This is a genomic window from Pseudomonas sp. YuFO8, assembly GCF_035065025.1.
In the GTDB taxonomy this organism is placed as follows: domain Bacteria; phylum Pseudomonadota; class Gammaproteobacteria; order Pseudomonadales; family Pseudomonadaceae; genus Aquipseudomonas; species Aquipseudomonas putida_AE.
Genome location: NZ_JAXDEQ010000032.1, coordinates 14505 through 34485 on the forward strand (window position 1 = coordinate 14505; position 19981 = coordinate 34485).

Genomic DNA, 19981 nt, shown 5'->3' on the forward strand with positions numbered 1-19981 from the left:
CAATTGTTCCATGCCGCGTCGGATCGGCCATTAGCGGTCAATGGCCCACCAGTTCTTCCAGCAACTGCTCTTTGTAGCCCTGGAGTACCGTCGAAGCGCGATCACGCGGATGAGGCAGGTCCACCTTGATTTCGTGTTTGATCCGCCCGGGATGAGCGTCCATGACGATCACCCGGTCACCCAGGTACAACGCTTCCTCGATGTCGTGGGTGACCATGATCACCGTGCAACGTTGCTGCACCCAGATGCGTTGCAACTCGTGTTGCAGGCGGACCCGCGTCAACGCATCGAGGGCGCCCAGGGGCTCGTCGAGCAACAGCACTTTCGGCTTGTTGATCAGCGCCCGGGCGATGGCGGCCCGTTGCGCCATGCCGCCGGACAGCTGGTGCGGGTAGGCGCTGGCAAAGCCATCAAGGTTGACCAGGCTGATGTGCTCGGCCACCAGCCGGTCCTTTTCCGCCCGGGACAGCGGGTGGTTCTTCAGCGCCAGGGCAATGTTCTGGCTCAGGGTCATCCACGGAAACAGCCGGTGGTCCTGGAATACGATCCCGCGCTCCAGGCTGGTGGCAACGACCCGCTTGCCGTCCAGCACAATGTCACCTTCGTAATCGGCCTCGAGCCCGACGATCAGCCGCAGCAGCGTGGACTTTCCGCATCCGCTGGCACCGAGGATGCTGACGAATTCTCCGGGACGAACGTCGAGGTCGATCTTCTGCAGTACCGGCAGTGGTTGGCCTTCGATCCGGTAAGCCTTGCTCAGGCCGCGGATCTGCAGTGCGCCGGACTGCAAGGGAGTGCTGTGTAGCAAGGCATGTTGTGCAATTGCGTTCATGGAGTGGCCTTTCAACGAATGTTGCGCCAGCGCAGCAAGTGGCGGCTCAGGAGGGTGAACAGCAGGGTCATCAGGTAGCCGCAGAGGCCGATGCACAGCACGCTGAGGACGATGACCTCCATGCGCGAGCCGGCTTCGGCGTTCATCATCAGGTTGCCCAGGCCGGCGCCTGAAGACAGGAACAGCTCGCTGCCGACGGCGGTGACCCAGGCAAACGCGAGTGCGTGCAACACGCCGGTGGCGATGCTCGGCAGCGCCGCGGGCAGCAGCACATGGCGCAAGCGTTGCCAGCGACCCAGGACCAGCACCTGGCCGACTTCGCGGTAGCGCTGCTCGACATGGCTGAAGCCCTGATACGTGTTGAGCACCATCGGGTAGAACGCCGCGAGGCTGACGATCAGCACCTTGGAAAATTCGCCGTTGCCGAACCACATGGCGATCAGCGGAATCCAGCCGAGCATCGGCACCTGGCGAATGGAGTGGAACAGTGGTCCGATCAACCGGTTGGCCAGCGTTGAAAGCGCCATCAGCACCCCCAGCAGCACGCCGAAGAAAATGCCCAGGGCCAGGCCGGTGCTGGTGCGGGCCAGGCTGGCCCAGAGATTGACCAGCAGTTCGCCGTTGGCCAGCAGTTCGATCAAGGCCGAGCCTATGGCCGACAGCGGCACGAAGGCGTAGGCCCCGGCGGCGTCCTGGCGCGACAGCCATTCCCAGCCGGCGATCAACAACAGCGGTAACAGCAGGCCACGGGATCTGGCGAGAATTCTAGACATCGACGACTCCTAGCGGGTCTGCCAGCGGAACAGCCGCTGTTCCAGTTGGCGAAAGGTGAAATCCAGGGTGAAACCGATGAGGCCGGTGACCACGATGCCTACCATCACCACATCGATACGCAACATCTGCCGGCTCATTTCGATCATCTGCCCCAGGCCGCTGTCGGCGGCCAGCAACTCGGTGGCCACCAGCACCACCCAGGCGCGGGTCAGGCTGATGCGAAAGCCGGTGATGATCGGTGGCGCCGCGGCGGGCAGGGCGATTTCGCGGACCAGTGTCGGCCAGCGCAGGCGATAGACGTCGGCGACCTCGAAGTAGCTGCGCGGGATGGCCTTGACCCCTTCGCTGGCGGCCAGGGCTACCGGGAAGAATGCGGTCTTGGCGACAATGATGATCTTGAAGGTTTCATCGATGCCGAACAGCAGCACGAACATCGGGATCAACGCGATGCTGGGAATCTGGCGCAGGGTGTGGAACAGCGGCGAGCAGTAGACCTCGACGTTCTTCGACAAGGCCATGAGCACGCCGAAAGCCAGGCCCAGCAGCGAGCCGATGGCAAATCCCGCCCCCAGTCGCGACAGGCTGTTGAGCAGGTGTTCGAGCAGCTCACCGCTGACCAGCAGTTCCTCGAATGTGTGCCAGACCTGCGCGGGTGGAACCAGCAGGTTGCGCGGAAAAATCCCGGCCTCGGCCACCACTGCCCACAGCAACAGCAGGGCAACGGGGGAGATGAGCCAGGTCAGGGAGGAGAGCAGACGTTGGGTACGCATGGCAGGTCTTATTTCGGCGAAGTACCCAAGGGGTATCGCAAGAGCTGTGCCAGCTGCAATGGTTCCTGCCTGGACGTAATGACGCCATCGCCGGCAGGCCGGCTCCCACAGGTTATGCACCACCCTGTGGGAGCTGGCCTGCCGGCGATGGCGTCGGAATGAACAGCGCAGATTGATGCCTGATCAGCACCCACTGCTGCCAGGGCAACACCCCACCAGCAGTCCCGTCAGAAGTCGTAGCTGACGCTGGTGTAGTAGAACGCGCCCTGGGCACCTTCGGGGCTGGTGATCGAGTATTTCGGTACACCGTACAACTGCACGCCGTCAGCCTCGTCCGGGTGGGTATCGAACAGGTTGATCGCCCCAAGCGAAACCTTCAGGGTCCTGTTGAAGGTATAGGACAAATCCAGGTCGGTCACCCACTGCGGGCTATAGGTCTGGTCCAGGGTCGGGTTGGTCGCGTTGAGGCTCTTCCATTCACCATAGCGGCGCTGGGACAGGGTGATGCCCCAACCGTCATACAGCCAGTTGGCACTGAGGATCAGCTTGGTTTCGGGGGTGCCATCTTCGATCAGGCCCTGGGTGGTGCGGCCTACGATCTGTGAACCCTTGATGTTGCCGACATCCCTCAGGGCAGTGATTTTTGTGTTGTTCTGGCTTACGCCTGCGTTCAGGTTCAGCTGTCCCCATTGCTGCAGGTCCAGCTGATAGTTGCCGGACAGTTCGACACCGTCGGTGCGGGTGTCCGCGACGTTGGTGTAGAAGGCCGCACTCTGGATGTTCGCGTACGGCGTTCCGGCGAAGATCGGCGAGACAACCGATGCCGGCAGCTGGTCGGAGAGGGTGATGCGGTTGTCGATATCGATGCGGTAGGCGTCCAGCGTCACCGATGCATTGGGCAGTGGGCGCCACACCAGGCCCAGCGAATAGCTGGTGGACTCTTCCGGTTTCAGCGACTTGCCACCCAGCAACGCCGCTTCCGGGCTGTCGGCACGCAGTGTGCGTTGCTGCACCTCGACATAGTTGCCACTGCCGGGTGGCTGCTCCACCACCTGCACGCTGAACGACGACAAACCACTCTGCACCAGGGACGGTGCGCGATAGCCGGTACTGGCGGTGGCGCGGGCGGCAATCTGCGGGGTGAAGTCGTAACGCAGGGACAGTTTGCCGTTGGTGGTATCGCCGAAGTCCGAATAGTGCTCGCTGCGCACCGCGACGCCCGCCTGGAATTTTTCCGTGACCTGGCCTTCGACGTCGATGTAGGCACCCAGTACGTTGCGATCCAGCGAGGCTGCATCGACTTGCGTAATGCCGGAGTAGTAACCCGGAATGCGCCGCCCCGTAACCGGGTCGACGGTATTGAACAGCGGGCCATTTTGCCAACCCGCGGCCTCGCCTGCGCTCAGTTCGTAGTTCTCCTGGCGCCAGGCCAGGCCGGCGGACAGTGTCAGCGGCTTGAACAACCGGTCGGTCGGGACATCCCGCACCCAGTCGAGGGTCACGTTGGTCTGATCGGCCTCACGCTCGCCGGTATGGATTCTTTGTGGACTGGTGACGCCCCAGCTGGGGTTGATCGCGTTGCGGTCGTCGGACTTCAGGGTGTTGTCGCCATGGTTGACGGCGAAATCGAATTTGCCCAGCAAATCGTCTTCGTAGCGCAGGCCGCCGGTCATGGCGTAGTCTTCCAGCGAATAGCGGGTGATCGGCAGGCGGCCGTCTGGAAAGCGTTGCAACGCGGTGCTGCCGTAGTTGTTGCGCAGCGTCGTCGGTGGGTCGAAGAATCCCTCGGCGTCGGTGTTCTTGTGGGAGTAGGTGGCAAAGCCATAGGCCGTCACACCCTCGCCAATGCCGATTTCACTGTTGGCGGCGAAGTTGTATTGGTCCGACACATTGCCCGAGCCCCAACGCCAGGTCCGGTAGCGGTTGTTCTGCTCGCGAGGCGTGTTGATGCTGGTGGAACCCGGGTAAAAAATCCGGTTGTCCGGATTGGTGTCGCTGGCCGGGTCCTGGCTGCCGGCGTCGAAACCCAGTGTGAGGAAGCCGTCGTTGGGCAGGGCGAAACCTTTCCAGCCGCTAAGCTTGCGCTGGATGCCGTCGCCCTTGTCGTAACCGCCGAAGCGGTAGCCGAGGTTTGCACCCTCGTCCTTTTCCTTGAGCACGATGTTGATCACCCCGGCGATGGCATCCGAGCCATATTGGGCCGCCGCGCCATCGCGCAGGATCTCTACGCGCTGGATCGAACTCAACGGGATCAGGCTCAAGTCAACCGCCGCTGCGCCGCGTCCATTGACCAGGCTCTGGCGGGTGACGTTGGCGCTGGTGTGGCGGCGCTTGCCGTTGACCAGCACCAACACCTGGTCAGACGCCAGGCCGCGCAACGATGCGCCCTGGGCGATGGAACCGGCAAAGGCGCCCTGGGGTGATTGCGGGTACGTGAACGAAGGGGACAGGGCCGTGAGGGCGCCGGACAGGTCGCTGGCGCCGGTCTGCTGCAGTTGTTCGCCCGACAGGACATCGATAGGCGCGGCGCTTTCCAGCGCAGTGACGTCGCTGCGACGGGTGCCGAGCACGACGACAGTGTCCAGGTGGTCGCTGCCGGCGACGGGGCGGGTTTCGGCAACCGCCACAGGCACGGCAAGGCTGCCAATGACCAGCGCGATAGCGCCGGCCAACGGGGTGTGATGGAACATGGATAAATTCCTTTCAGGCGAAGGTCAGAAGCGGCTGGTCACGCTCAGGCCGACGGTGCGCGGATCGCCGTAGGTGATGACGTATTGGCCCAGCGTGCCATTCGGACGGCCGTGAACCTGGTAGCGACGGTCGGTGACGTTGTTGACGAAACCGGTGACGCTGATTTTATCGTCCGGGCTGAACCAGGTCAGGCGGGTGTTGGCCAACGTGTAGTGCGGCTGGCTGAGCGTCTTGTCGGCGCTGCTCTGGCGGTCGGCGAGGAAGTATTCCTTGTCGCGGAAACTCACATCACCACCGGCCACCAGTTTGCCGCCGATCTCCAGCGGGAAGGTGTAGTCGGCACCGAGCGACACCACGTTGCGCGGCGAGCGCACGAAGCTGTTGCCGCTGTAGTCACCGGTGACCACGCCGGTGTTGGGGTTGGTGTTCTTGAAGTCGGTGTATTCGGTGTCCAGGAACGACACCGCCGCACGCAGGTGCAGGTAATCGGTCGGCTGGGCCTCGAGCTCAAGTTCGGCACCCTTGACCGTACCCTTGGCGCCGTTGGTCAGCGCCGTGGTGAGTACGCCGTTGTTGACCGTCAGCAGGTTCACCTGAATGTCCGAGTAGTCGTAATAGAAGATGTTGGCGTTGGCCGTCAGGCGATGGTCGAACCATTCGGACTTGAGGCCGATTTCGTAGGCGTCCAGTTGTTCCGGGTCCACCGTGGTCAGCTGCGCAAGGCTGGTCGACAGCCCGGTGTTGAAACCGCCGGAACGGAAGCCGTGGGCATAGCGAAAGAACACCCGCAGGTTGTCGTTGATCCGGTATTCCGGCGTCAGGTCGTAGGTCCAGGCTTCCCAGGTGTTGGCTTCCTGGCGATTGCCATTGGTGCCGACACCGGGCAAAGGCACCAATGGGCCGTTGGCGCTGGTGCGGGTCAATTGGGTCAGGTCGAGGTCGATGTCTTTCTTTTCCTGGGTATAACGCAGGCCGCCGGTCACGGTGAAGTCATCGGTGAAGTCGTAGGTCAGGTTGCCGAACAGCGCGTAGCTATCGGTGGTGTGGTCGAAGTCGAGGTCACGAAAGTCGGTCGCGCCGATCTGGTTCGAGCCGGTGCCGTTGGGCGTCGGCCCGGGCGTGATGATGCGCTGGCCTGAGCTGTCGAGGTCTTCGTGGAAGTAATGCGCCCCCACCAGCCAGCGCAAGGTTTCCTGCTGTGGCGAGGCCAGGCGCAGCTCCTGGGAATATTGCGCATATCGGTTATCGGCAATCGCCGCGCCGTTGACTTCGTAAGGCGTGTAGTCGGCATCGCTGGTGGACTGACCGCGGATGTAATCATAGGCACTGATGGAGGTCAGGGTGTAGTCACCCAGGTGCCAGTTCAAGGTCAGCGATGTGCCATCGTGGTTGAGCTTGGAGTCTTCATTCACATTGATGGCGATATCGCGTCCGCTGGGTCTTTCATAGCCAACGTTGTAATAGCGCCCTACGGCCAGCGAGCCGTTGCTGCCGTCTCCTTTGTATTCGCGACTGTGGATTTTCCACAGCGCTTCCAGGTCGTCGTTCACCTGGGCGAGGAACTGCAGGCGTATGGCTTTCTTGTTGACGTCGCCGTAGGTGTTGTCGTCGACGAGGTTCTCCTGGAAACCGTCACGCTCCTCGGAATACAGCGAGACCCGCGCCGCGAGTTTCTCATCCACCAGCGCACCGCCCAGGGCTGCGCTGACGATGCGTTCGTTCTTGGTGCCAAACCCGATCGTGCCGAAGCCATCGGTGTCGAACGTCGGCTTTTTGGAAATGACGTTGACGGCGCCCGCGGTGGTGTTCTTGCCGTACAGGGTGCCTTGCGGGCCACGCAGGATTTCGATGCGCTCCAGGTCGAACAACGGCCCGCCGCCGGCAATCGGTGCGTTCAGGTACACGTCGTCGGCATAGATCCCTACCGGGAAGACGGTCGCAGGGCCGGTATCCCCGGTGCCGAGGCCACGGATGTACCAACGTGGCCGGCCATCGCCGTCCGGGTTTTTTGCGGAAGCGTTGGGCACGAACGTCGTGATGTCGCCCATGTTGCGCACGCCGTCGGCGACAAGGCTGGTGCCCTGTACCGCCGAGACCGCCACCGGAATCTCTTGCAGGGTTTCTTCCCTGTGTTGAGCGGTGACGGTCACGGTCTTGAGTGAAGGTTCGGTAGTGGTATTGCTGCTGTCGGCTTCCGTGGTTTCGGCTGCCAGCAATCCCTCGCTGACACCGCCCCCGGCCAGCAACAAGGTTAGCCAGATACTCTTGGCGATTGGATTAAGTTTATGCATTTAAGTCTCCCCCGATAAAGTTTCACTAGTGGGGGTAGAGCAGAGATCGTGCCAAGAGGTTTTGTGGATCGGTTAGTTTTATTAAGTGGCTGTATTTAAAGGATATTAATATTTGTGATAGTTGTGTTTGTTGAGGTTTTCCAAGGTTTTGTTAGTTGGATCCAGTAGGAGGTGAAAAGTCTGCCAGACATTCAGCAGAAGTTGCTTGGCGGGTGTTGCTGGAGCAGCAAGCGGTGAGTGTGGGAGTGTTGCCTGGCCAGCAATGTATTGGCCTCAAGGATGCGGACCCTGTAGGAGCGAGCTTGCTCGCGAAAAACCTGAGAGCACCGCGGGGTGCCAGGCTCCCCGCGTCATCGTTGACCTCCATCGCGAGCAAGCTTGCTCCTACAGCTTTTTGTGTGATCAGTGATGACTGCAGGAGCCGGCCTGCTGCGGGCGACGTTCCGACGATGGCGGCATTGCTGGTGACGAAAAACTCAAACCGCCAAGCGAGAGGTAGAGCCAATGACATTTTCCAGCACGCTGAAGTCGATCCAGTCCCGCACATCGAAACGGCGTGGGATGAAGTCCCAACGATGCAGGAAATCGGTGAAATCCTGCAGCGCTTCAATGGAGCGGCCATCGAGCGTGGTGCGTAAACGCCGATGGGCGTCTTCGCCATAGGCGGCGGCGACCCAGTACTCGCTGGTGTTCAACTCCCGTGCAAGAAAGCGCCGGGTTTCATCCGGGTTGGCCCAGGCCCATTGTTCGGTGCGCAGCACGGTATCGACAATCTTCACACTGGCATCGAAATGCTCGTGCAGCAGGTGCGTGTCCACGGTCAGCGTCCGGGGCGTGCCATTGTTCGAGCGGATCAGTGGATCAGGGTGGGAGCCGGTATCGACCACCACCTGCAGTCCGAACTCATTGGCCAGGTGCACGGCATGCGCGCCCTTGAGAAAGATCGCGTCGATGTCGCCGCGCAACAGCCCGATCAGCTCGTTGTTGCGACGGCTGAAGCGAGAAACCCCGAGGCTGACCTCCGAACCGAACACATGCTGCTTCTGGTCGTCGCTATAAGTACCGCCATAGGGATAGTCCACCAGTTCGACATCGCAGACCTCCAGGCCTTCGAGCTTGAGCGCGTTTTCCAGCCCGCGCAGGGCCTGGGCGCGGGTGAAGTCGATCTGCACGTTGGCCCATTTCGGTATGCCGAAACGACGGTTCTTCAGGTCGCGAATGCTCTTCACACCACTTTCCGCGGTGGTCAGGATCAACTGCACCTCGTCGCTCCAGGACAGTCCCAGCACCCGGGTCTGCACGCCGCTGGCGTAGGCCCAGATGGCGGGGATGTTGCCGCCGTGACGCACCGAGTTTTTCAGGTGATGGTCGTAATGGGCTTCGCGAACTTCCCGTTCACTGGACTCGCGCAAGGACTGAATGTTGGTACCGAACGGCAGAAAGGCTTGCGCCAGTCGACCGGACTGCACCGCGATGCCAAGCCCGGTGGGGACCGGGCTGTGGGTATACCAAAGCGTATCGAGTGGTTTGCTCATAATGGCCTTCAGTTCGAATCCATGAGATCTGGCGGGTTAGCCTGCCAGTGCGGTGTTTGTTTCCAGCAACCCTTGCAGCGGCCGGTGATCGATCCAGTCACGTACATCAAAACTGTTCGCAATGAAGCGCCAGCGATGCAGGAAGTGGGTGAAATCCTGCAAGGCCTCGATCGCCTGCTCATCCAGTTCGGTACGTAGGCGCAGGTGAGCGTCGTCGCCATAGGCGGCGCTGACCCAGTACTCGCTGCTATTGGTTTCGCGGGCCAGGTAGCGACGGGTTTCCTCTGGATGGGTGTGCGCCCAATGCTCGGCGCGCAGCACCGAATCGAGGATGCCGCTGGCGACGTCGAAGTGGTTTTCCAGCAGGTGCAGGTCCACCGCCAGCGTGCGAGGCGTGCCGTTGTTGCTGCGAATCAGCGGGTCGGGATGGGCGCCAGTGTCGATCACCGTGTGCAGGCCGAACTCATGTGCCTGGCGCGCCGCACTGGCACCTTTGAGGAAAATGGCATCGACCTCTCCGCGCAACAGGCCGACGAGTTCAAGGTTGCGTCCCTCGACCCGCTGCGTACTGATCGGCGTGCCATTGACGGTGCGCACCTGCGGATCGCTGAAGGTGCCCTCATAACGGAAGTTCACCAACTGCACATCACCGACCTGCAGGCCTTCCAGTTTCAGGGCGTTTTCCAGGCCGCGCAGGGCCTGGGCGCGGGTGAAGTCGATCTGCGCACCCGCCCAGTCCGGCAGGCCGAAGCGGCGTCCCTTGAGGTCTTTCACGGTGTTGATGCCGCTGTCGCCACGGGTCAGGATCAGTTGTACTTCGTCGGCCCAGGACAGCCCGATGACCCGGGTTTCCCGACCCTGGGCCCGGGCCCAGATGGCCGGGATGTTGCCGCCGTGGCGTACCGAATTGCGCAGGGTGTGATCGAAATGCGATTCGCGAACCACTTTGTCGGTGGACTCGCGCAGCGACTGGACCTGTGTGCCCAGGGTGCCGACGGTTTCCTGCAGCCAGCCTTTTTGCACAGCGATGCCAAGCCCGGTGGGGACCGGGCAGCGGGTGTACCAGAGGGTGTCGAGGGGGTGGGTCATCAATCAGTCTCCCGCAGCGCTCAGGCGCTGGCCTTCAAGTGGGTCGCAGGTGTTGCGACAGGGCGTTGGTGCACCAGCGGCAGGACTTCCTGGCCGATGCGCAAGGCTTCCTCCAGGTGCGGATTGCCGGCCAGGATGAAGGTCGAGAATCCGGCGTCGCGATATTCCACCAGGCGTTCGGCGATGTTCTGGTGGCTGCCCACCAATCCCACGGTCGGTCCCGGTTTGGCCTTGGCAAAACCGGCCCACAGGTTCGGGCCGATGATCAGGTCGTCGAAGCGATCGATGTTCTGGTGGTAGGCGGTTTGCCGTGCCCCGCCGACGGAATCGGAGCCGCTGGTAAAACCCTTGGCGACCACGCTGCCCTTGCCTTCGAGTTTGTCGAACTGGCGACGCAGATCTTTCCACGCCAACTCTTCGGTTTCCCGAGCGAACAGGTCGACCCGCAGGCCGAATCGCACGCTGCGACCCTGTTTATCCGCCAGTTCGCGCACCCGCTCGATGTGTGGCTTGAGCTTGTCGATGGGCTCGGCCCAGTTGAGGTAGACATCGGCGTGCCTGGCGGCGACATCCAGGGCGGCGTCGGAGAATCCGGAGAAGTACACGCCGGGTTTGCGCTCGTTGTGCAGGCCGTGGGGCAGGGCGCCGTTCTCCAGTTGGTAGATATCGCCCTCGTAGGAGAAACGCTCGTTTTGCCAAAGGCCCTGGATGATGTCGAGAAATTCGCCGGTGCGCTTGTAGCGCAGGTCGTGTTCGAGGAAGTCGCCGTTGGCCCGCTGACTGGCCGGATTGCCACCGGTGATGATGTTCCACTCCAGGCGACCACGGCTGAGGTTCTGCAGTATCGCTGCCTGTTGTGCGGCGTAGGCCGGCAGGGTCCAGGTGGCCTGGAACGCGATCAGGAACTTGATCCGCCGGGTTTCCCGGGCCAGGGCCGCCGCGGCAATCCACGGCTCTGGCCCGGTGGGCAGCAGGGCGCCTTCAAAACCGGCCAGTTCTGCGGCTTTCGCGACCTGGGCGATGTAGTCAATGTAGGTGAAGTCATCGGGTTCGCCATTGGGCAAGCGCCCTGGCGCAATGTGACCCGGGCGGTAGTCCGGGTTGCCGCGATTGTGTTTGTCGGTGGTCAACTGCGGACCATCGGTGCCCAGTGGCAGGCGCCAGAAAAATTCAGTGCTCATGGGGTGCTCCTGATTCAGATACGCGTTGCGTCGCGCAGGTGCGAGGACGTCTTGCCAGGGTGGTTGCAACGGACATGCCATGCCCGGCGAGCGGGGTTGTGGCCAGCAGGGCCGGGCGTTTGGCGGGGGAGTGGAGAGGGCGGGAGGGCGGGGGTGCTGCTGTAGCAGCAGTGCGTCAGCAATGGTTGCTCGGGGTGCAGCAGGTGGTTTTCAGGTGATCTGGCAATCGCCATCGCGGGCAGGCCGGCTCCCACAGAATCGGGGTCACAACGCTGACCTGTGGGGCCGGCCTGCCGGCGATGGCGGTCGCGATCACGCCGATGCAGTAGCGACGATCTCGTCAATGGATGAACCGGCTTCGGCACTGCGAAGGTACGTCTGATACAGCGCCGCATAAGCACCGCCCTGCTCGATCAATTGACGATGCGGCCCTTGTTCGACCAGGCGGCCGTGACGAATCACCGCGATGCGGTCGGCGTCGCGGATGGTTGCCAGGCGATGAGCGATGATGATGGCGGTGCGGCCTTCGCAAAGTCGTCGAAACGCCCGCTGAATACGGCGCTCGGTGTGGATATCGACCGCCGAGGTCGCCTCGTCCAGCACCAGTACCGCCGGGTCCGCCAGGTAAGCGCGCACCAGGCAGACCAGTTGCCGCTGGCCATGACTCAGGTGCCCGCCCAGCGGCCCGACTTCGGTCTGGTACTGATGCGGCAAGCGTTCCAGCACCTCGTCCGCGCCCAGCTCTCGTGCGGCCGCAATCAGACTGGCATCGTCGGCAAGGGGCGAGGCCAGGCGCAGGTTGTCGAGGATGCTGCCGCTGAACAGCACGTTATCCTGCAGTACCACGCCGATATTGCGCCGCAGCTCCTGCTGGGCGAGGTCGCGTATGTCGATGCCATCGAGTTTCACCGCACCTGATTGCACCTCGTAGAAACGTGTCAGCAACTGCACCAGGGTGCTCTTGCCGTGGCCCGAAGGCCCGACGATCGCCAGCACTTCGCCGGCGCGGATGTGCAGGTTGAGCTCATTGATCACCGGTGTCGCAGCGCCAGGATCGTAGGCAAAGCCGACGCGTTCAAAACTCACCTGGCCTTTCGCTCGCCCAAGGTTTTGCACTGTGCTGCTGTCACTGATGTCGGGCCGGGTGTCGAGCAACAGGAAAATTCGCTGTGCCGATGCCGAGCCGGTGGCGTAGTGCTCGAACAAGTCCGACAGCTCCTGCAACGGCCCGAGAAACAGGAACACATAAAACAGGCTTTCCGCGATCTGGCCAACGGTGACATCCGCCTGCGCCAGGCCGTAGGCACCCACCAGCAACAGCACCGCCATGCCGGCCGAGCTGAGCAGGGCGGTGAACGGTGCGAACCAGCCGGATCGCAGGCTGCCGCGCACCAGCGCCTGATTGAAGTCATCCAGCAGGCCGCGATAGCGTCGCAGGTTTGGCGTTTGCCGGGCGCACTGCTGCAGCATGCGCGCACCGCTGACGCTCTCCACCAGATGGGCGGTGAAGCGGCTGCGGTTCTCCGCGACCTTCGCCCAGTTGCGGTGGGAGATGCGCTTGAAGCTCCAGGTCGCCAGCACCAGCAACGGCACGGTGGCAGCGAGGCTAAGGAAGAACCGCGGGTCGATCCGCCACAGCATCACCGCCGCCAGCCCGCAGCGCAGCAGGGCACCGAGCAGCTCTGGCGGTCCCTGGATCAGCAGCGGTTCGAGGGCGTCGACGTCGCGGTCGGCGCGGGAAATGATTCGCCCGGCCTTGGTTCGGTCGAAATAGCTGACACTCAAGCCTTGTACATGGGCAAAGACGCGCACCCGCAAGTCGTTGAGCACCCGGATCGCTGCACTGCCAGCCACGTACTGCGAAACCCCGGCCAGCATGAAGCGCCCGAGCCAACTGAGCGCCAGCCCCAGGCCGAGCCACAGCACCAGACGTTCATCGAGCAGCCAGTGATCGTCCTGTTGGATCAGCCCGTGGTCGAGCAATTGACGAACGAACCAGGGGCGCATGAACACCGTGAACACCAGCAGCAATTCAATGCCGATGACGGCGAAAATGTGTTTGCGAATAGGCCTGAGCAGCGGCAGCAGTCGGCTGAACATGCTGCGGTCGAGGGCCTTCCTGGCCAGCATTTCTTCGATTTCGATGTCGCTCAGGGCTTTGCCGGCGATTGGGTTAGCCATGATCGATCCCTAGCAGGTCGCGGTAGTCCGGGTTGGTGTTGAGCAGTTCGGCATGTGTGCCGCTGGCGGCGATCCGGCCGTCCTGGAGCATCAACACGCGGTCCGCCAGGAGAATGGTCGAGAGCTTGCTGGAGATCACCAGCAAGGTGGTGGCCCGACCCTGGTCTCGGCGCAGCTGGCGAATGTTGTTCAGCAACTGGCGCTCGCTGATGGCGTCCAGTGCGCTGGTGGCGTCGTCCAGGCACAGCACGTCCGGCTCGCCCAGCAGCGCGCGGGCCAGGCTCAGGCGCTGGCGCTGGCCGCCGGACAGCGTCACGCCGCGATCCCCCAGGGGCGTGGCCAAGCCGTGAGGCAGGCGGTCCAGCACATCTTCGGCGGCCGCCAGGCGTAAACCCTGGCGCAATTGTTCGTCGCTGGCATTGGGTGCGGTCAGGCGCAAGTTGGCTGCCAGGGTGTCGGAAAACAGAAAGCTTTCCTGGGGCACCACGTGCACCCGGCGTCTGAGTTCGTCCAGGTCCAGCTGACGAATGTCCTGCCATCCGGCGCTGTCCGACCCCAGCGACACGCGCCCGCAACCGGCATCGCTCAGGCGCGGCAACAGGCTGGCCAGCAGGCTTTTGCCGGTGCCGGTGGCACCGACCAGCGCGACGATTTCACCCGGCTGCAAGGTCAGCGAACAATCGTGGAGAATATCCAGCCCGCCGCCGGGCGCACTGACATTGACGTGTTCCAGTTTCAATCCCAGGGGGGTGTCGGGCAACCTGGCCTGGCCACTGCGGATGGCCGCCGGTTCGTCCAGCAGTTGCCAGATGCGCTCGGCGCTGGAGCGCGCGTCCGCAAAGGTCTGCATGACGCGGCCAATGCCCTCGATGCGAAACACCAGGGTGGTGGCGATCAGCAGCGAGGTGACCAGCTCGCCGATGCCCAATTGGGCGGTTGCCACCAGATGCGCGCCATACACCAGGATCCACACATGACCCAGGGCGACGATGGCTTGCGGCAGCGGTATCCGCGAGCTGGAATAGGCGAGTGCCTGACGGGCGTGGTCGGCGAACACCGTCACTTGCGTGGCGAAACGCTGGATGCGGCTGTGCTCAAGGCCAAAGGACTTGATTACCCGGACACCGCCGATGCCCTCGCTGAGCTCCTGGTTGACCCGGTCGTAGGCGGCACCCACGGCGCGATCGAGGCTGACCAGGCGTTCGGTCTGACGCACGAAAACCCACAGGCCTGCCACCGTCAGCAACAACGGCACCAGCCCCAGCAGCGGGTTGTACCAACTGAGCAGGCCGACCGTCGCCAGCACCACCAGCGGTGTTTCCACGACCTGCCGCCAGAAGCTGATCAGGGCATCGCGAACCTTGTCGGCATCACGGGTGGTGCGGGTAATCATCTCCCCCATGCCGTGCTGCCAGTGATAACCCAGGTGCAGGTTCTGTACCTGTTGCAGGATGCGTTCGCGCAGGCGCGTCAGCAGTTCCTGGCTGAGCACCAGTGACCACACGCTGGCGGCGTATTGCAACACGCCACGACCCAGGGCCACGGCGAGCATCAGCCACAGCCAGTACCAGCCCAGGCTGGCGTCGAGGGTGCCATCGGCCTGGCGCACGACGGCGCGACCGGCGCTGACGTCGTTCACCGCATGCCCGATCAGCCATTGCTGCCAGACCAGCGCGAGGTTCACGGAAATGAACAGCGCCGCGACCAGGGCAAAGCGCCAGGGCATTTCCCGGTAGATCGCCAGGCAGCGCAATAGGGGGTGTTTTTCGATCATGTCATTGCTCTTTGGGGCGGGTGGCGCCCTGTTTTTCCTTGGCGTTGAGGATCGCGGTGTACTCTCCCGGATCGACGCCGTTGAGGTAGTAGTTGCCGACGTGATGCAGACGCCAGCGGACCGGGTCGTGGGTGGTGTGGACCCGGGCGTTGCGCCAGAAACGGTCGAGGTTCCATTTGCTCAGTGATGAGCTGGCGCCGAGCAGCGAGAAAATGTCGCTGGAGATTTTCAGCGAGGTCGAGTCGGAGTGGGCACGGGCGGTGGCCACCGAGAGAATCAGCTCGTCCTGCAGAGTCTTGTTGTCCGGGTCGAGTTCGTGCTGGTCGAACACCCGTGCAGCATCGCGCAGCAAGGATTGCGCACCGCGCAGGGCCACGGCGTATTCGCCGATCTGCTTGATGATGTGCGGCTCCTGATTGGCGTGATCGACGCCACTTTCCACCCATGGCCGGGCGTTGTGGTTGAGGTAGTCCACCGCGGCCGCCAGCGCGCCTTCGGCGATGCCGGTGTCGATGGCGGCATGGAGAATCTGCGGGAAGGTCAGGCCGGTGCGTTTCATCGGACCTTTGCGCTGGGAAACGAAGCCTTCGTCGAGCTCGATGTTGTCGAAGATCACCGTGCCACTGACGGAGTTCTTCTGGCCGAAGGCTTCCCAGTCATCCACCAGTGTCAGGCCGGGCGTGTTGCGGTTGAGCAGCACCCCGGCGCCGCCCTCGTCGCTGGCGGCCGTCAGGGAGATCCACTCGGCAAGGTAGGAACCGGTGGAGTAGAACTTGCTGCCATTGAGGATCAGCTTGCCATCGGCACGCCGCTCGACCCGGGTCTTGAGCGCGAACTTGTTCTTGCCGCCGACTTCCGCCAAGGCGTTGCCGAAACGTTTGCCAGCGAGTACATCGCGGATCAGCCGGTCGCGAATCTCATCGCTGTAGCCGGTGAAAATCCCGCGCAACATGACGTTGTGGATTTGCAGCAACTGGCCGACGCCGCCGTCGGCGACTGATATGAGGCGTACGGTTTCGACGATGGTTTCCACCGAAGCGCCAAGACCGCCAAACGCTTTCGGCACGCCAATGGCGGTCAGTCCGCTTTCGGACAACAGTTGTGCCTGACGCCAGGGCAATTGGCCGTTCTGGCTGGTGTCTGCGGCGATTTCGGCGATTTCCACAGCTATTTCCCTAGCCGCGGAAATGGCTTGAGCTTCGCTCTGCAGCAGTCGGATCGGTGCCTGTTCCTGTATCAGGTGCCCGCTGGGGTTGTGTTCGACCTTGCTCATTGCTGTCCCTCTGTCGTTGATCTGCTGATGACCTTGCAGGAGCCGGCTGGCTGCGGGCGGCGTTCCGACGATGGCGTCCTTGAGTACGGCGCAAGGCTTGAAGGCCAATCGCTGGCAAGCCAGCTCCTACAGGTTTTGCGGTGTTCTCGGGTGTTGAGAGGGCTTTGAGCAAGTTCTGCGCCAAGGGCTTGAAAGCGTGCCGGGCACAGGGTTTGGTGAAGCGCGAGAAAGGGTAGTGTTGCTGGAGAAGCAACCTGTCGACCGCGACTGCTCGAGCAGCAGCAGCCGATGCGCATTGCTGCTGGCAGGCCAGCAATTTGCAGCACCTGGTCAATTCCTTGCAGGCGCCAAGCCACGTAAACCAGGGGTTTCAGCTGTTGGCACGGGCACTGCAATGGCTTGGGCAACAGTCACATGCCCAACCAGATGGAGCTGCTCATGACGCTTGCTGCGAAACACATCCAACCCGATACCACGGCAGAACTGGAGCAGATCTGGTTCACCCGTTGCCCGGTGCCGACGGCTTCCGGAATCGCCTATAAACTCGGCTGGCTGAGCGATGAATTCGCCGCTGACGGCCTGCCGGTTTCGACCCTGCAGGAGGCTCGTCAACTGGGGCATCACCACTACGATCACGAGCTGCCGGGACTGTTTCGCGAAGGCGGTAACGTACCGGCGCTGGCAGCCCGTGCGGCCGGTGCGCCGAGCCGCTTGATCGGCCTGACCTGGATCGAGGAATGGCAAACCATCCTGGTTCGTCCTGACTCCGGCATCCAGCACCCGCAGGATCTCAAAGGCAAGCGCCTGGCGCTTCCAGCCTGGGGTGAAACCCGCCCGGGGAGCATCGCTCGTGCCATGAGCCTGCACGGTTACAAAGGCGCACTGAGCCTGGCCGGGCTGGGTTTCGGTGATGTCGAACTGGTGGAGGTCGCCCTGCAGGACCAGGAGCGGGCGGCCAATCCCCAGGAAGGGTTGCAGCGCCTGTGGTCGGGTCTCGATTACCTGGTGCGTGGGGAAGTAGACGCGGTTTATGTCAAAGGTGCTTCCGCTGCCGATGCCGCACGGCGTCTGGGCCTGGTGGTGGGTATCGACCTGGACCTGATCGCTGAACCGCGCTATCGCATCAACAACGGAACGCCGCGTCCGATCACCGTGCACCAGAGCCTGCTCGACAACCATTTCGACCTGGTGGTGCGTTTCCTCGCGCAAACCCTCAGCGCCGCCGATTGGGCTGCCAATAACCGCGAGGCACTCAATGCCATTCTCGAAGAGGAAACCCGTGCCGGCAGCGCCGGGGTCGCCGAGGCCTATCGCGGGGAATTCCACACCACGCTGGCACCGGACCTCTCTGCACAGCGTCTGGAGTTTCTCGATATCCAGAAAGACTTCCTTTACCTGCACGGCTTCCTGGAACGCGATTTTTCCATCGCCGACTGGGTCGATCCGCGCCCGTTGCAAGCCGCCCATGAACTGTTGGCCAAGCGCCGCGCCTGAATCCGGAGAACTGCCATGACCGTACTGATTAATGAACAACTGATCAGCCAAGCGCTGAAGGCCTTCATCGACAAGGTGCTGATCGAGGCTGAAGAAGCCTTCACGGTGTTCCGTGAAACCAACACCATCACCGCCAATGGCACGGTAGGTTTCATCGAACGCGTACCCGGCGAAGAGCTGCTGGTGTCGGTCAACTACGGCGGTCCGTGGAACTACCGCAAACCACTGCAAGCGACGGTCACCGATTTTGACGGCAAGGTGATCTACGGCAAAGGCAAGGGCGGTTTGGGCCGCTACACCCGACTGTTCCAGCAGCATCCGGATGTCACCACCGTGTCCCACGTGCATTCGCCGTACCTCGGCGCCTGGGCACAGACCCATCGCACCCTGCCATTTCACTACGTGCCGGTGCAGCGTTATCAACTGGCCCGGGAGTTGCCGGTCTACATCGACCGACGTCAGCCGGAAGTCGATTTCATCCTCGACAGGATTGCCGAGAACCCTTTCAACCTGGCGATTCTGGAAGCCAACGGTGGTTCTACCGTGTGGGGCAAACAGGGTTTGCGCGCCACGGCTGAATTCATCCTGTTGCTCGAGGAGGGGGCGCAACTGCAATTGCTCGCCGATGCCCTGGGCGGTTCCCGCGCCTACGGTCCCGGTGTGCTGACCCAGCAATGGAAGATGAGCGGGCTGTACGAAAAAGCCACGGAGCTTGGCCTGGTGCCCGCCATTGATCGTCGCACCTGACCCGCCGATCTCCCAGCCACCAAAAAACCTGTGGGAACCGGCCTGCCGGCGATGGCGGCCGAGAAATTGATGCAAGGCCCGAGGGCCTCATCGCCGGCAGGCCGGCTCCCACAGGTCGACACATAACCAAGGTACATGCCCATGGCTGTAAAAATTCTCTGGTACCTCACAACCCCCGACGGGCCTTATCCGTGGGAGCCCGAGGGCCGCTGGAAAACCGATTTCGAGCATCTGAAGCAACTGGCCGTGGCCAGTGATCGCCTGGGGTATTACGGATCGCTGCTGGGCTCCAGCCCCAACGAAAGCCTGGCCGTTTCCGCCGCGTTGATCGATGCCACCCAGCGCCTGCGTTTCCTGGTGGCGCAGCACCCCGGCGAGTTATCGCCCGCGGTGTTGGCCAAGTGGGCCCTGACCTTCGATCAGTTTTCCAACGGTCGTCTGTTGTTCAACGTTGTCAACGGCAACGATGCCGGCCTGGCTACCCTCGGCGTGCATTACCCCCACGATGAGCGCTATGACTTCAGCCTCGAGTACTGGCGAGCCTTCCAGGCCTTCTACGCCGGTGATACCTCGGGATATGACGGCCAGTACGTCAAGCTGGCACCGCGCACACCGGCCGCTGCCAGTCATCCATTGGGTGGCTGGCATCCGCCCAGGCAGAAACCCGGCATCCCGTTGTGGGGCGCCGGCACCTCGGGGCCGGGCGTTGCCCATTCCGTGCATTTGCTCGACGTGTACCTGAGCTTCGCCAACACCCCACCAAAACTTGGCGAGAAATTCCGCAAAGTGGCGGCCGAGGCAGCAAAAATCGGTCGCGAGCTGACGTTCGGCACCCGCCTGCAAATCATTGTCCGTGAGACCGAAGAGGAAGCCTGGGCCCACGCCGAAAAGCTCTTGCAACGCACCTCGCTGCAAACCGCACGCGCGGCCATCGAACGGCAACTGCCACCGGGCGAGACCCTGGACAGCTTCCGCAGCGACGACCCGCAGATCCAGCGCAACGTCGACGCCGTCCGTGCAGGTCGCCTGCCCAAGGCAAGGGACCTGCAGATCTATCCCAACGTCTGGCTGGGTCCGAGCCTGTTCGGCTTCAACATCCTCGGCCCGGCGGCCGGCACCTATCTGGTAGGCAGCGCCGAGCAGGTTGCCGAGCGTATTCGCGAGTACGAAGCACAGGGTACATCGGCGTTCATTCTCTCCGGCTTCCCGTTGATCGATGAGGCGCACCGGGTGGCGGACCTGTTGTTCCCATTGCTCGACCTTGATCACGGTTTCGACGTGCCGCGCCTGCGCGCTGACACGCCGGTGCCACAACGCGCCAACGTGGTCGAGCGGGCCTGAGGAGTCAT

General features: G+C 62.6%; 14 protein-coding genes. 3 read left to right on the forward strand and 11 right to left on the reverse strand.

Translation table 11 applies throughout. The annotated features are described in order from the left end of the window. Window positions 1-37 precede the first annotated feature (37 nt). The 11 genes from SOP95_RS23440 to SOP95_RS23490 form a co-directional block, all read right to left on the reverse strand. Window positions 38-832, reverse strand: coding sequence for an ABC transporter ATP-binding protein (locus tag SOP95_RS23440; protein ID WP_323608487.1), 795 nt, complete (start codon window positions 830-832; stop codon window positions 38-40). A gap of 11 nt (window positions 833-843) precedes the next feature. After that, on the reverse strand, window positions 844-1605 hold the full coding sequence (locus SOP95_RS23445; RefSeq protein WP_274076166.1) for an ABC transporter permease: 762 nt from the start codon (window positions 1603-1605) through the stop codon (window positions 844-846). 9 nt (window positions 1606-1614) lie between these two features. Next, window positions 1615-2376 (reverse strand): ABC transporter permease, encoded by a 762-nt coding sequence (locus tag SOP95_RS23450; RefSeq protein ID WP_274076167.1) that lies wholly within the window; start codon window positions 2374-2376, stop codon window positions 1615-1617. A 227-nt stretch (window positions 2377-2603) separates the two neighbouring features. Next, entirely contained in the window at window positions 2604-5066 is a 2463-nt protein-coding gene (locus SOP95_RS23455; RefSeq protein WP_323608488.1) for a TonB-dependent receptor plug domain-containing protein, read from the reverse strand. A 24-nt stretch (window positions 5067-5090) separates the two neighbouring features. Then, the gene (locus SOP95_RS23460; RefSeq protein WP_323608489.1) at window positions 5091-7358 is read right to left on the reverse strand and encodes a TonB-dependent receptor; all 2268 of its coding nucleotides are present in this window, start codon (window positions 7356-7358) and stop codon (window positions 5091-5093) included. A gap of 476 nt (window positions 7359-7834) precedes the next feature. Then, window positions 7835-8893: an ABC transporter substrate-binding protein gene (locus tag SOP95_RS23465; RefSeq protein WP_323608490.1), complete on the reverse strand. Its 1059-nt coding sequence runs from the start codon at window positions 8891-8893 to the stop codon at window positions 7835-7837. Window positions 8894-8929: 36 nt separating this feature from the next. Further along, a complete protein-coding gene (locus SOP95_RS23470) occupies window positions 8930-9982 on the reverse strand; it encodes an ABC transporter substrate-binding protein (protein ID WP_323608491.1) in 1053 nt (350 codons plus the stop codon). A 20-nt stretch (window positions 9983-10002) separates the two neighbouring features. Beyond that, entirely contained in the window at window positions 10003-11163 is a 1161-nt protein-coding gene (locus SOP95_RS23475) for an LLM class flavin-dependent oxidoreductase (RefSeq protein ID WP_274076172.1), read from the reverse strand. A gap of 312 nt (window positions 11164-11475) precedes the next feature. After that, the gene (locus SOP95_RS23480) at window positions 11476-13344 is read right to left on the reverse strand and encodes an ABC transporter ATP-binding protein (protein WP_323608492.1); all 1869 of its coding nucleotides are present in this window, start codon (window positions 13342-13344) and stop codon (window positions 11476-11478) included. Further along, window positions 13337-15118 carry an ABC transporter ATP-binding protein gene (locus SOP95_RS23485; protein WP_274076174.1) on the reverse strand — a complete coding sequence of 594 codons (1782 nt, stop codon included), beginning with the start codon at window positions 15116-15118 and terminating at the stop codon, window positions 13337-13339. Before SOP95_RS23485 ends, SOP95_RS23480 begins: the two co-directional genes overlap by 8 nt. 1 nt (window position 15119) lies before the next feature. Next, window positions 15120-16391 carry an acyl-CoA dehydrogenase family protein gene (locus tag SOP95_RS23490; protein ID WP_323608494.1) on the reverse strand — a complete coding sequence of 424 codons (1272 nt, stop codon included), beginning with the start codon at window positions 16389-16391 and terminating at the stop codon, window positions 15120-15122. A 438-nt stretch (window positions 16392-16829) separates the two neighbouring features. Here SOP95_RS23490 and SOP95_RS23495 point away from each other — a divergent pair, with 438 nt between their 5' ends. The 3 genes from SOP95_RS23495 (at window position 16830) to SOP95_RS23505 (ending at window position 19973) form a co-directional block, all read left to right on the forward strand. Continuing rightward, entirely contained in the window at window positions 16830-17885 is a 1056-nt protein-coding gene (locus tag SOP95_RS23495) for an ABC transporter substrate-binding protein (protein ID WP_323608496.1), read from the forward strand. A 15-nt stretch (window positions 17886-17900) separates the two neighbouring features. After that, entirely contained in the window at window positions 17901-18632 is a 732-nt protein-coding gene (locus tag SOP95_RS23500; RefSeq protein ID WP_323608497.1) for a class II aldolase/adducin family protein, read from the forward strand. Window positions 18633-18773: 141 nt separating this feature from the next. After that, window positions 18774-19973, forward strand: coding sequence for an LLM class flavin-dependent oxidoreductase (locus SOP95_RS23505; protein ID WP_323608498.1), 1200 nt, complete (start codon window positions 18774-18776; stop codon window positions 19971-19973). Window positions 19974-19981: the final 8 nt, after the last annotated feature.

Coding starts and splice junctions, on each gene's coding strand:
- SOP95_RS23440 (WP_323608487.1), bottom strand. CDS start 832: ATGAACGCAATTGCACAACATGCCTTGCTACACAGCACTCCCTTGCAG.
- SOP95_RS23445 (WP_274076166.1), bottom strand. CDS start 1,605: ATGTCTAGAATTCTCGCCAGATCCCGTGGCCTGCTGTTACCGCTGTTG.
- SOP95_RS23450 (WP_274076167.1), bottom strand. CDS start 2,376: ATGCGTACCCAACGTCTGCTCTCCTCCCTGACCTGGCTCATCTCCCCC.
- SOP95_RS23455 (WP_323608488.1), bottom strand. CDS start 5,066: ATGTTCCATCACACCCCGTTGGCCGGCGCTATCGCGCTGGTCATTGGC.
- SOP95_RS23460 (WP_323608489.1), bottom strand. CDS start 7,358: ATGCATAAACTTAATCCAATCGCCAAGAGTATCTGGCTAACCTTGTTG.
- SOP95_RS23465 (WP_323608490.1), bottom strand. CDS start 8,893: ATGAGCAAACCACTCGATACGCTTTGGTATACCCACAGCCCGGTCCCC.
- SOP95_RS23470 (WP_323608491.1), bottom strand. CDS start 9,982: ATGACCCACCCCCTCGACACCCTCTGGTACACCCGCTGCCCGGTCCCC.
- SOP95_RS23475 (WP_274076172.1), bottom strand. CDS start 11,163: ATGAGCACTGAATTTTTCTGGCGCCTGCCACTGGGCACCGATGGTCCG.
- SOP95_RS23480 (WP_323608492.1), bottom strand. CDS start 13,344: ATGGCTAACCCAATCGCCGGCAAAGCCCTGAGCGACATCGAAATCGAA.
- SOP95_RS23485 (WP_274076174.1), bottom strand. CDS start 15,118: ATGATCGAAAAACACCCCCTATTGCGCTGCCTGGCGATCTACCGGGAA.
- SOP95_RS23490 (WP_323608494.1), bottom strand. CDS start 16,391: ATGAGCAAGGTCGAACACAACCCCAGCGGGCACCTGATACAGGAACAG.
- SOP95_RS23495 (WP_323608496.1), top strand. CDS start 16,830: ATGACGCTTGCTGCGAAACACATCCAACCCGATACCACGGCAGAACTG.
- SOP95_RS23500 (WP_323608497.1), top strand. CDS start 17,901: ATGACCGTACTGATTAATGAACAACTGATCAGCCAAGCGCTGAAGGCC.
- SOP95_RS23505 (WP_323608498.1), top strand. CDS start 18,774: ATGGCTGTAAAAATTCTCTGGTACCTCACAACCCCCGACGGGCCTTAT.